This is a genomic window from Sporosarcina sp. 6E9 (genome assembly GCF_017921835.1).
Taxonomy (GTDB): domain Bacteria; phylum Bacillota; class Bacilli; order Bacillales_A; family Planococcaceae; genus Sporosarcina.
Window position 1 is genome coordinate 1989673 of sequence record NZ_JAGEMN010000001.1, and the last position, 12866, is coordinate 2002538.

Annotated in this window: 11 protein-coding genes and 1 riboswitch; of the genes, 3 read left to right on the forward strand and 8 right to left on the reverse strand. The window is 39.0% G+C overall.

Features of this window, described 5'->3' with window-relative positions:
- Positions 1-3 precede the first annotated feature (3 nt).
- Positions 4-1638, reverse strand: coding sequence for a thiamine pyrophosphate-binding protein (locus tag J4G36_RS10140; RefSeq protein WP_210469880.1), 1635 nt, complete (start codon positions 1636-1638; stop codon positions 4-6).
- 25 nt (positions 1639-1663) lie between these two features.
- Entirely contained in the window at positions 1664-3877 is a 2214-nt protein-coding gene (locus J4G36_RS10145; RefSeq protein WP_210469881.1) for an EAL domain-containing protein, read from the reverse strand.
- 259 nt (positions 3878-4136) lie between these two features.
- A riboswitch (PreQ1 riboswitch) is annotated at positions 4137-4180 on the forward strand.
- A 7-nt stretch (positions 4181-4187) separates the two neighbouring features.
- On the opposite strand from J4G36_RS10145, the gene queC reads away from it, so the two are divergent.
- The 3 genes from queC to queE are packed head-to-tail and all read left to right on the forward strand — an operon-like array spanning position 4188 to position 5979.
- A complete protein-coding gene (gene queC, locus J4G36_RS10150) occupies positions 4188-4853 on the forward strand; it encodes a 7-cyano-7-deazaguanine synthase QueC (protein ID WP_210470524.1) in 666 nt (221 codons plus the stop codon).
- On the forward strand, positions 4850-5275 hold the full coding sequence (gene queD, locus J4G36_RS10155; RefSeq protein ID WP_210469882.1) for a 6-carboxytetrahydropterin synthase QueD: 426 nt from the start codon (positions 4850-4852) through the stop codon (positions 5273-5275). Before queC ends, queD begins: the two co-directional genes overlap by 4 nt.
- On the forward strand, positions 5272-5979 hold the full coding sequence (gene queE / locus J4G36_RS10160; RefSeq protein ID WP_210469883.1) for a 7-carboxy-7-deazaguanine synthase QueE: 708 nt from the start codon (positions 5272-5274) through the stop codon (positions 5977-5979). The genes queD and queE overlap by 4 nt, the downstream gene beginning before the upstream one ends.
- Before the next feature lie 189 nt (positions 5980-6168).
- Here queE and J4G36_RS10165 read toward each other — a convergent pair whose 3' ends face one another.
- The 6 genes from J4G36_RS10165 to J4G36_RS10190 form a co-directional block, all read right to left on the reverse strand.
- Positions 6169-7911 (reverse strand): choline/carnitine O-acyltransferase, encoded by a 1743-nt coding sequence (locus J4G36_RS10165; protein ID WP_210469884.1) that lies wholly within the window; start codon positions 7909-7911, stop codon positions 6169-6171.
- A 437-nt stretch (positions 7912-8348) separates the two neighbouring features.
- Positions 8349-9494: a PD-(D/E)XK nuclease family protein gene (locus J4G36_RS10170; protein ID WP_210469885.1), complete on the reverse strand. Its 1146-nt coding sequence runs from the start codon at positions 9492-9494 to the stop codon at positions 8349-8351.
- 267 nt (positions 9495-9761) lie between these two features.
- The gene (locus J4G36_RS10175; protein WP_210469886.1) at positions 9762-10421 is read right to left on the reverse strand and encodes a M73 family metallopeptidase; all 660 of its coding nucleotides are present in this window, start codon (positions 10419-10421) and stop codon (positions 9762-9764) included.
- A 33-nt stretch (positions 10422-10454) separates the two neighbouring features.
- Complete coding sequence (gene sipW, locus J4G36_RS10180; RefSeq protein ID WP_210469887.1) at positions 10455-11084, reverse strand: signal peptidase I SipW; 630 nt, start codon at positions 11082-11084, stop codon at positions 10455-10457.
- Entirely contained in the window at positions 11077-11679 is a 603-nt protein-coding gene (locus J4G36_RS10185) for a SipW-dependent-type signal peptide-containing protein (protein WP_210469888.1), read from the reverse strand. Before J4G36_RS10185 ends, sipW begins: the two co-directional genes overlap by 8 nt.
- 166 nt (positions 11680-11845) lie before the next feature.
- The gene (locus tag J4G36_RS10190; RefSeq protein WP_210469889.1) at positions 11846-12448 is read right to left on the reverse strand and encodes a TasA family protein; all 603 of its coding nucleotides are present in this window, start codon (positions 12446-12448) and stop codon (positions 11846-11848) included.
- Positions 12449-12866: the final 418 nt, after the last annotated feature.

Consider the following 12866-nt stretch of genomic DNA (forward strand, 5'->3'; position numbering starts at 1 on the left):
TGCTTATTGCCTCCCCATCGTTGGTGGAATTTCATTTTCATCAACGATTGCTTCTATTAGAATTGGCTTGTTCGTTTCATTAATTTTATGTAATGCTTCTTTAATCAAATCGACCAGATCCTTAGGATTATAACACGTATGCGCTTCAAGTCCCATGGATTCCGCAAATTTGGTTGCGTCGAGTGGCGTTTCATAAATACCGCCGATTGATGTACCAATCATTTTTTGCATCCCTTTTTCCACCATGTCTAATCGTCCGTTATTCAAAACGATGAACAAGACAGGAGAGTCGTAGTTATATGCTGTAGAGATTTCCGTACCATGCATGAACATACAGCCGTCTCCGACTAAGCAGACAATTGTTTTCTCAGGTGCTGCTAATTTTGCACCGATGGAATAGCCAATTCCGTTCCCCATCGCGCCGAAAATATCATCAAAGAAGAAAGTCCCAGGCTTGTGAATGTCATAATATTTTATACCGTAGAACGAGTGGCTTCCATCATCACCAAAGATAATCGCGTCATCCGGAAGTGCGTTACGCATCGCTCTTAACACTTGTACTGCAGACATCGGTTCACCTGGTTGATTTACCTGAAGAAGTTTTTTCTCAGGTTGCGTTAAAAACGATGCGCTGTTTGTTTCTGGAATGTCCTTTAAAACCGCTGTTAAGTTGGACTTAATATCGCCAAGAACAGGCATCGTTGGTACTTGTATCACTTTTCCAATATAGGTTGGATCATAGTCAAAGTGGATGACATGGTCGGGATGCATATCTACCGATAAACCAGCCGTCGACATATCACTTAACTTCGTTCCAATAACGATTAATAAGTCAACCGGATCCTCAAAGTATGCCGTCGCATCGGGGGTTCCCCCCAATCCAAATGCACCTAAAGAAAGCTTATGATTCGACGGGAACGTCCCTTTTCCGCCCGGCGTCGTGATGACAGGAATGTTCCAATGCTCAGCGAGATGCCTTACTTCGTCGTAAGCCCTGCTGGAATGAACCCCTTTTCCAAGAAACAAAAGCGGACGATTAGCCACGTTCAGCTTTTCAATCACTTCGGTTGTTCTCGGAGAAATCATTTCATGAGACACCGGAAAATCGATTTGGAAGGGGTCAATTTCCTCCAATAAAACATCAAAAGGAATCGACAGATGCACGGGTCCTTTTACACCAGTAACCGCGATTTCCAGTGCATGTTGTAAGAACGGTTGTAACATATCGCCTCGGTCTACAGCCGCACTGAATTTGGTGACGGATTTGAACATGGCGACTAGATCAGTCCCAAAAATGCTGGAATCCTGCCCCAGTGGTTTTCCTGTATCTTTCCTAGAAGGATGGCCTGTAATGATTAATAAAGGTACATTGGAAGCTTTTGCTTGGCCAGCTGCTGTAATCAGATTTGTTCCGCCAGGCCCAGATGTACCCACGGCGACACCGATTTTCCCATTCATCAACGCATAACCTGTCGCTTCAAAACCTGCAGCTGCTTCATGTTTACTTAATACGAATTCTAATTCATGGTTCAATAGCTCAAATAATATTGGTGAGACTGCCTTACCAGGAATCCCAAATACATGGTGAATTCCCCAATGTTTAAAGTTTTCTACTAATACGGATGCTGTCGTTTTCATACAATTTTGCCCCCTATGACCTTTGTTATGCTAAGTATCTGTTCGCTATTTCATCTGCTGGAAGTGCTTCACTGAAATAAAAGCCCTGACTAATATCACATTTATGTTCTTTTAAGAAGTTCAGCTGCTCTATTGTTTCAACGCCCTCTGCAATTACTTCCTTTTGAAGGTTATGGGCCAGTGTAATGATGGCTTTTACGATTAAAGCACCATTCCGATCATTCATTAATTCGTCGATGAATGACTTGTCAATCTTAATCGTATCAATCGGAAAGTCTTTCAAGTAATTCAGCGAGCTATACCCTGTCCCAAAATCATCAATACTGATTCCGATACCAAGTGCCTTTAACTGTTTCAAAACGCGAATGGAATAATCGTATTCCATAGCCATATATTCTGTAATTTCCACAACGAAACACTCCGGATTGAGTTGCGTACGTTCCAAAACTTCTTCCATAAAATTAATGAGGTTTGTCGTAAGAAATTGTTGTGTAGATAGATTTACGGACATCTTCAGTGGCGGCATACCAGCCTCTTGCCACTTTTTATTTTGCGCACATGCTTCATTAATAACCCATTCGCCAATTTGTGTGATTGAACCGTTTTCTTCTGCGAGTTTGATAAACTTACCGGGTAGTAAAAGTCCATGCACTGGATGTTCCCAGCGAATAAGCGCCTCAAATCCAACCAATTCGCCGGTAAGATTATGAACTTGAGGTTGGTAATGAAGGACAAACTCATTATTCTCAACCGCTCTTCCCAAATCTAACTCCAGACTGTATTCGTCTTGCATGACTTTTAATATATCGGAACTGTGAACGACGTATCGGTTTTTACCTTGTAATTTTGCTTGATACATCGCGTTGTCAGCATAAACCATAAGCTTTTCATAGGAAAGTGGATAATCTGGATAAATCGCAACGCCTATACTAGCTGTCGTATGAATTTCTTTATTTTGAATTAAAAATGGTTGCGTAAACAGATTAATGATCGCTTCTGCTTTGTTTTCAACGTAATTAGCATCTTCAAAATCCTTGAGCAAGAAGATGAATTCATCACCACCCATTCGGGCAAGAACATCATTTTCACCCAGGCAAGTTGATAAACGCTTACTCACCTCTGTAAGCAAGTAATCCCCGTATGAATGATTGAAATTATCATTAATGATTTTAAAACGATCCAAATCTATGTATAAAAGTGCTAATGTCCGATGAACGCCCGAGTGGAGTTCCCGGATGATTGTGTCTATTTCTCTTTTTATATATCGGCGGTTAGGCAATTTCGTTAATTCATCATGATAGGCTAAGTAGTTATATTGCTCTTGCAATAAATACCTTTCGGAAATATCTCTGAACTGACCAAAAGCACCAATCATTTTGTCCCCTTCATAAATCGGTTGTGCATCAAATAGGCAGACGACAAGATTCCCGGACTTATCTTCAAATTTAAGTTCTTCATTATTAAACATTTTTTCTTGTTCCAGTACTTCTTTGAAATAGTCACCAGTTAAAGGCGATTCGCAAATATTTCTCCCGATGACTGATTCCCGACTAGTATTCGAGATTTTTTGAGCAAATTCATTAAACTCGATTGTGATGCCAAACTCATCAGTAATTACAATTCCGTTTCGGGTTCTGCTCAACATGATTTGATTAAGAATATCCAATTTCCTATTTTGTTTTCTCAGTAATAACTCTCTTTCAATCGAATCAATCGACTGGCTTAACATCGTTAAGAAGAGCGGATTCTGAAACTGAATCGGCATCATGATACATACGCTGCCAAGCTTTTTATTTTCATCAGTAATATAAAACGCCGTTCCATAGCACGCAATTTCATGAAGAAAAGTATGATAATGTTGGTCGCCAATAATACTGATTGGTTGCTTCTCTTGCAATGCGAGACTAATCACATTCGTTCCCGTATCTTCTTGAGTGAAAAGACTGCCCTTTTTAATGCCAAATTGTTCAATCATAGATTTGATCGTTGCATCCCCATCAATATCTAACAGATAACCCTCTGCATCCGAAACCACCACAAGTATTGGCGTCCCCTGTAGCGAGTCTAGTAGTTTATTCGAGAAAAAACTCACAACAGATAATATTTCACTATAGGATTTTCGTCTATCCTCAAATGCTACTTCACTTAAAAATTTCTTCGGTCTTGAAACCTCATTTGGATCCATACCGGCCTCTTGGCACATTCTCTTAGATGCAGTTATGAAATAAGGTTCCATCATATAAGCCACCCCTCCCGCACTTCTAACGCTATGTTAATAATGAAAAATAATTTTAGCAGTCATTAACGTTCTAGAAGAATAGTATAACAGAAAAGTAGTGTTCCCGTGCTCCCGCATGGATCGTAGAATAGGTACCTGTGCAAGGTGCAATTATGACTATTCACGGCTATGCAATTGTAGTGAATATACTGATTAGTGTCTTGCACAGGTACCTATTACTCTCCCCCTGAGGGTTGTATATATGTTATCATTAGCATTGTAAAAAGAGGTTCGCGAACTCCCTCTCTAAAAAACTAAGGAGATGATTACTTTGAAGAATGAAAAAGCGGTCGTTGTTTTTAGTGGCGGCCAGGATAGTACGACGTGCCTGTTTTGGGCATTAAAAAAATTTGGTGAAGTTGCGACGGTGACGTTCGATTATGGACAGCGCCATTCGGATGAAATTGAATATGCGCGATTAATTGCAAAAGAACTCAATGTATCATTCAAGGTGCTGGATATGAATTTGATTAATCAGTTATCTGCAAATGCATTAACGCGGGATGATATCGACGTGATAGAAAAGGACGGCGAACTTCCGTCGACTTTTGTACCCGGGAGGAATCATTTATTTCTCTCATTTGCGGCTGTTTATGCGGATGCCATTGGCGCTCGCCATCTCATTACTGGTGTTAGTGAAACAGACTTCAGCGGCTATCCTGATTGCCGGGACAATTTTATCAAGTCTCTTAATGTCACATTGAATTTAGCAATGGACGGAAGGTTCGTTATCCATACACCGCTCATGTGGCTGGATAAATCTGAAGTGTGGGCATTGGCTGATGAACTTGATGCGTTTGATTTTGTGCAAGAAAAAACGCTTACTTGCTACAACGGGATCCCAAGTTCAGGATGCGGAAAATGTCCTGCGTGCTTGTTGCGAAACGCGGGACTTGCCACTTACTTATCTCAAAAGTCAGTAGGTGCGGCCAAATGATGCAACAATTTTATCCACAAGTGCAACATTCCTATCGATTCGAATTAAATAAAGACATGCATTTTTCAGCTGCGCATTTCATTCCAAACGAAGATGCTGGGAAATGTCAGATGATGCATGGCCATACTTACTATATAAATGTAACAATCGGAGGAAACAAATTGGACTCATCCGGTTTCCTCATTGATTTCAAGATAATTAAAGATTTAATTCATAAAAAGTATGATCATTCCGTCCTAAATGATCATCCTGAATTCCAAACGAATTTTCCAACGACTGAACGTTTAGCAGAACAGATTTCGCAGTCCATTCAAATAGTACTGCAGACAAGAATAAATCAGCCAGTCTGTCTTCAAGTCATTGTTCGGGAAACGCCGACAAGCTATGTCGTCTACCGACCAGAACATGAGGACGCTCTATGAAAATTCCTGTAATGGAAGTATTCGGTCCAACAATTCAAGGTGAAGGTATGGTTATGGGGCAAAAAACGATGTTCGTCCGAACTGCTGGATGTGATTATTCATGCGCTTGGTGCGATTCAAGTTTTACGTGGGACGGCTCGGGTAAAAGTGAATTGAAACGCCCAATTGAAATTGTAGAGGAACTCAAAAACATAGGCGGACAGTCCTTTTCACATGTCACAATTTCAGGTGGGAATCCCGCACTTCACAAAGGCCTTGGCGAGTTCATCGATATATGCCATGCCGAAGGATGGAAAGTTGCAGTTGAAACACAAGCTTCTTTTTGGCAAGATTGGTTGCTAAAAGTAGACGATATTACGCTCTCTCCAAAACCGCCAAGTTCCAAGATGACAACGGATTTCAATAAACTGGACATCTTCATGGAACGTCTGGTGAACTCAAACGCCAGTCTTAAAATTGTCATTTTCGATGATGCAGATTTTATATATGCGGAAGAAATACATCTACGCTACCCATCATTTCCATTCTTTTTACAAACTGGAAATGATGATACATTGACAACAGATGATAGCGTTCTCGTTACGAATTTGCTCGAACGCTATGAGTGGCTAATCGAAAAAACAGTTCACTCAACAATCATGAACGACGCTAAAGTACTACCCCAACTGCATACACTCGTATGGGGGAATAAACGCGGCGTTTAAGGCGAAACTTTGACGGTGCTTATCGGCGGTGCTTTCTTTTGGTCGGTACCTGTGCAAGGCGCAATTATGACTATTCAAGGCGTCGGATAAAAAAACAAGAGGATATCGACAAAGCGTTACGCAGTCGATATCCCCTTTTCACTTTATGCAATTGTAGTGAATTTACTGATTAGTGTCTTGCACAGGTACCTAAAATTTTTGCTGGCTATTGCCAATCTGACGTAATTCCCTTAGCGCATCGATTAAATGATTTGTTAATTGCTGCGCCTGCTTTTCCTCTGAAATACGACACGAAATGTTTATAGATATTGACTGATCCAATAAAATATAAGCTAATCCAAATCCGCCCTCTACGACAGGTCCGAAAATCCGATATTTCACATTGTCATAAGCCATTCCGCTTGTCGAGATGAAATCATGTCGCATTGTTAAATACCCTTCATCATTAAAGATTTCAGGCAATTCCTTTAACCCTAAGTCTTCGCCGTGTAGATAATAAATTTGTTCAAGGCCAAACATATGCCTCTCAACACCGAAACCTTTACGACACTCGATAATTCGATTCGAATGTGCAGCGCCAGCTTTCTTCATTAATGAATACAAAGTCTCGTTGTCTTTTTCACCGTTTTCCAACGCCTTCACTAGGTTCCATTTCTCCATACTAGTCGCTCTGGCACATTCTGTCCTACCTTCATGGAAAACGCGGACAGATACAGGCTCATACACACTTCTTAGCACACCGAACGTTCTGTACTGGGCAATTTGCAAGGCCATATGGAAAAATGCATCTGGACTGATGTTCATATTTTTAATCTCGTCTGAACCAAATTCCGAGAAGGTTCTTGATTTGACATGAAAATCACTTTTCGTTTGCGCAAATTCTTGTTGAAATCTCGTTAGCGAGTGCTGAACTTCCGTTGAAATTTCCCACGCCATTTTTTCTACTACAGTTTCTTCAGTCGTCTGAATTAATTCAGGAGCATCAGTGGAAAGTCCGTCATTTACATAGCTAATAACCGCAAATATCGTTGTGCCATCCACAGCAGTATGTTCAATACTGTAACCAAGTTCACCTTTTTTCGTAATGACAACTTGAATTGTTTTATCGAAATACTTATTTGATCCATTTAACATCAGATTTTCAATCGCCTCTTGTGAATGATTGCTATCTTCGTCCAACGAAATGACAATAAGTGCATCAGCAATCGCTTGAAGATTTTCTGCATTTATTTTTGAAACAGACAGTTCTTCATAGACTCTTGCCGCTTCATCTCTTCTGGCTGTTGTAAAAATGCCGACGTTTGCACCTTCATTTTTCTCTGATTGAAATACCTGTTCAATAGCTGATGCAATTTCTTTACTTTGATAAATCGCGCCTTCACGATTCGTTACATTTACTTTATAAAAGTTATTTTTATATAAGATAACGATGTGATTATTTCTTTTATCAAATTCAGCTAATCTAAACTCATCTCTTTCAACTCTAGGGATGCGGACGGAGCGGAAAAACTTCTTATATTGCCCCATATCAAGCGGAATTCCGCTAAGTGTAACTGGCTCTATTTCCCCGTCAATAATCGTATGATAAAACTCCGCGACCAAACGGCCTACTTTCCCAACCAACTCAGCTCTCGTATAGCGGTTTTCATGCTTTTTATTGTCCAATAAAATATTGAAATTCATCCCTGTTGGCAATGAACCACGATATTTCAAATATGCATCATCCCAAAAAGGCTTGAGCCAACTTCCAGACAATTTGTCGTCCCATTCATGAAGTTTTTCCTGAAGCATTTCAGCTTCCCCATCTTTTCGGAAAAATCGATTCACAACTTCTGTTGTGTTTTGAAATTGCGTTTCAGTTAGGAGAGGTTCAACCCACTCGAGGAGTTTCGTTTGTGTGCTAGTTAACGGAGGTATCGGTAATGATGGCAATTCTCTTTCATACGCAAATGTCTTTTTTATAATAATGAGTCCCTTCTATATTTAAAGTCTTGCCGAAAAGGAAGATTGGATGATCCAATCTTCCCTTTCGGAATTTATTTTATGTTATATTACACTAAAGATAAAATTAGTCACCTCATATAATACCATTTTCCCGTATGATTATCCATCATTTGAGAGGTGGCATTTTGGGGATACGTTTTTTTGGGGGTACCTTTTAGGGGGTGCCCTTTTGGAGGTATCTTTTTAGGGGTACCTTTTTAGGGGTACCTGTGCAAGGTGCAATTATGACTATTCAATATTTCGAATAACAACGCAAAAAAGGTATCGACAAAGTGTTACACAGTCGATACCCCACTTACTTTATGCAATTGTAGTGAATAGTTTCTTGCACAGGTACCTAAAATTTTGGTACCTAAAATTTATACTTAATCTTCTATCTCTGTTTCCATGGCTAATTCGAGGTCAGTTCGCACCTCAGAGAGTTTCTTCCTTTCACCATTTGGATAGACGATACTCCAGAAAGCAAATCCGTTATAGCGATCTGTGAAGTTCTCACCTTTGATAGAATTGACCGCCGCAATAGCTGCACTTGAAAGGCTACTAAACTCTTTTCCTTGGAATAAAATATGACCGCTAGTTAAATCAATTTCTGCTTTTGTTAAAGTGTTTCCATACGTAGACTCCAAATACTTCTCGTCCTCACTTAGACGAATATATATCTCATTCCAAGGTAGCTTGGATACACGAACTGTAGAGGATGTTTTTGGTTTTCGTTTTTCAGGCGTTTCATTTTTCACCGCATCAAAGATCTCGTCTAATACATCTTTATATTTATTATAAATGGAAATACATAATTCATTGTTCACCTTAGCCATCGGTTTGTTCACTCCTCTATATACCATGCTTAAGTTATGTGCATATTGTTCTAAAATATTTTTATTCTCAATTGAAATTTGAGGATGATTTAAGCAAGGAAGAATGACGAAATCATACAAACCTTGATAATCAACTTGAATAAAATCTGGACATTTCGGCTTCACCGTAGGGTCAGGCGATAAAAACACCTTTAAATCATATGTATAGGGGTTGTCTAAGTCATTCAAAATCTTAGTATAGGTCACTGTTTGGTCTTTATTCTCACGTGATAATACTTTGTTTTCTATAATTATCCTTACGGTATCATTCACTAAATATAAATCAAATCTAGCATTTAATTTAGTATTGGTTTCTGGATCAACCACGGACTCCGAATACTCCGTAAAAACTTGCATTTTATCCAGTTCAAGTACATCCGATTCAATTAAATCAAAATCAATAGCTGTTTTCACATTTCCAATGTTCTCTTCACTAATATAGTTAAGAAAACGTTTCAGTGGAAATAAACCCAAACTCAAAGATGAAGTCGGTGATATTAGCCAGCTAATAAATGCACTATGCATTGTTTCACGGTGCCCAAAACCTAATAATTGAAACAAACTTTCTTTCTCAAAGGATTCCTGTAAAAATAAAAAATCCGGATCGCTAATTAATTTATTCAAGTTCGATTTCAATTCTTTTGCATTCGTAATCATTTTAAACCTCGCATTCTATATACTATGAAATTTTTCAACAGTATCATCATAACAGTTCCAGGAATTAAATGTCTCATTCTTATGTAAATATACCTAATTAATTAGCACTATTAGAAGGTACCTGTGCAAGGTGCAATTATGACTATTCAACATTTCGAATAACAACGCAAAAAAGGTATCGACAAAGTGTTACACAGTCGATACCCCACTTATTTTATGCAATTGTAGTGAATAGTTTCTTGCACAGGTACCACATTCACACCTAGTTTAAGCTGATGATTTTATCCGTCTGTAGTGGCCGATGATCATCATCACAATTCCACCTGACACGAGTACAATACCTATTAATAATAGATTAAATATACTTGTTGATGTGGCGGGCAGGCTGAATCCGTTTGACTTTGGACCGCCGCTGTCAATCTGTCCTTTTGTCGCGGTTTTAACTGGAGCGGAGTTTTTACTTTCCGCTGTGAAATTGAGCGTAAATGCTGCTTCAAGCCCTTGAAACTCATTCCCAAGGTGCGCTGGAAAACGAATCGTGATGTCTAGATTTTCCTCACTACCGCTTACGAGTTTTCTTGCGCCTACAGATTTAAATTCAGCCAATTTGCCTGAATACAATTCCTTGTCGTCCGCTTTTATTTCCATCAGTAACTCATTAAACAGCTTTGTGTCTCCATTGTTCCTCGACTCCATTTGATAGGTAAAGTCTTTACTTCCAGAATTTTTAACTGTAATGGTCCGGGGCGCCCAGTCACCGGGCTTCATATTGCTAATGTTAAATAACGTATCTTTTGGTGAAAGCGTGATATCTATATCCTTCTTCTTTGTATCATTATCATCTTCTGCAAATACACTCGCTACGGGAAAGATGCATATTCCGCTAATCAATAATAATAGCGGGATAAACCGAAACAGTTTGTTCATGATTAAGCCTCCTTTTATATCTTAGCGATCGATTCAAGAAGAACTTTTTTCTGCATCTTCTTCCAAAATATCTGCTTGCTTTTTTGGAGACAGTTCGATTTGAGACAATACCCTCCAAATCGTAAAAGCAGAATAGATAAGCAGTAGAAAACCAGGTATTAACAAAAGGAATGCGCCATTCTTTGATTGAGAAAAGTTTATAAAGTAACCGACGTAAGGCAATGTAAACCCAGTGTACTCAGCAACCACATTGGTGGCAAGAACCGGATTCATGTCCTCAGCGTTATTGTTGTCACCTTTGGTTCGGTAGAGTACAGAATCTCCACTTCCCATCACTTCAGTGATCCGGTGTGTAATCAAAATCCCTTCCTCTTCCATGAATGTAATGACGTCGCCTTCTTTGAATTTCGTTTTATCTTCGGCTAGTTTTACGGAAATTATTGAGCCGGTTTGGATATCCGGTTCCATTGACCCAGATAGAACTGTTTTTAATTGATAACCGAAAAGTTGCGGCTCCCCGCCGGAAGCTTTCGTGATAACTACTACCGAAGCTACAGTGATTAGCAAGACCATCAGTATCCCAGTTACAATGCTATTTATCCATTTCATTATTTTCTTCTTTTCTTTTTTCTCCCTATTCCACGCTACTTTTTTCTTATTCATTTGAATCCCCCTCTGTTTTTTCCGTGTTTTCTTCTTCAGGTTCAGCAGTGTTTGTTTCATCATCGGCGCCGTCATCTGGCGACTTTTCTATAGGTGCTTCAACTTCTGCTTTCTTTTCATTGGATTCGTCTACAGATTCTTCTTCAGTTTCTGGTTGTTCATTATCTTCCTTAGGATTTTCGTTCTCTTCCTCGTTGACAGCTTCTTCTGAATCAACTTCATCTTCTTTTTCAATATCTGGTTCATTTGATTTATCTTCTGACTTCGTTGGCTCACTATTTTCTTGTTCAGTTTCATTTTCGTCTTCTGGAACAAGCTCATCATCTTCATTTTCACAGTCTGGATTGATTTCATTGTCAGATTCCGCTTCTTCTTTATCGCATTCGTCCGGTTCATCGGAATCATCCCATATACCGGCAGTGATTGATTGGGAAACTGTCGACTGGTTGCTGAAAAATGCGGATGTGCCGGAGGTCATGTAACTAACGCTAAAAATAGTTAAATAAAATATCAAAGCCATTTTCAAAACTACGAAAAGACCTTGATTATTCTTCTTGTATCTGCGTCTACGTTCTTTTCTCAATTCTTTTTTCAACCTGTTCACGCCTTTCGAATTTTTATGAATGGCATTTCTTAAATAGATTTCTCAAAACACAAGGTTGGTTTGGGTTGTGTGTTGAGAAATATATATAAGTAGGAGTACTGGCAGTCTTATAAAATAAAAGAGAGGAGGAGAGGTGCTCTCCTCCCGGGGAAATATGTTATCTCAATGTCCCACTAGTCTGCTTTGCGTCAAATGTCCAGTTAAGCTTTAAAGAATCTCCTTGGAAAACGTTTTGATCACCAGCGTCAACAAATTCGAACATAACGATAAGCTCATCGGATGTGCCGGCCTTTAGTCCGCTAGGTTCTCCGCCAAGAATAGTTCCAATAATATCTCTTTCAACAGCGTCTGCTTCACTCAGATTCTTTAAAGTAGTTTCCCAGAGAACAGGAGATCTTTTGTCTGCATTGACAAGGAACTTAACCTTAATATGTTCTCCAAAGTCGTCTGTAGCCTTATTATCGTTATGGTAGTCAGATACTGTATAATTTGATGTCAACAATACCTTAGATACATCCAAGCTACCAGTGTTATTAATTTTAAATGTACGTATCATATAATCCCCTGGTTTCAGATTGTCAACATTAATAATTGCATTGTCTGCATCGTTACCTTCAATATTAATATCCAATGTTCCTGCTGCAAATGTACTTTGGTTCACTTCAACATCATTGAAATAAGCATAAGTCCCCCCACCGATCATACTTACAGCTAATGCCCCAGTTGCGATACTCATTGCTAGTTTCTTTTTAAGACTCATTTTAATTTCCTCCTAAGATTTGTTTTTAATTTTGTTGTTACCTAAACTTACTTGGTAGATACTTTTCCGAGTATCAATTTTATTGCGATTAATTTGGCAGATCAGGTTCCAAACATTTTCATAGTTCGATAACTGTGTTTATCTTCTAACGTTATTTACAGTAGTAGATAAAAAATTCTATAGTTAAGCGCCGGTCATCTCCTCCTAGAGACTCATTTTTTCTCCCTATGAAAATGGAACTAACTTAAGTATAGACTCAGCTAAAGAATCCATCCTCCCTCTAACGAGTACTTTTCACCGTTTTGTTATTCTACTTTGGTGTGATTTTAATGGTATACTTTTGGACTATTTGATAGCTGATAGATAGGTACCTGTGCACGGTGCAATTATGACTATTCAATAATTCGAATGAAAACAC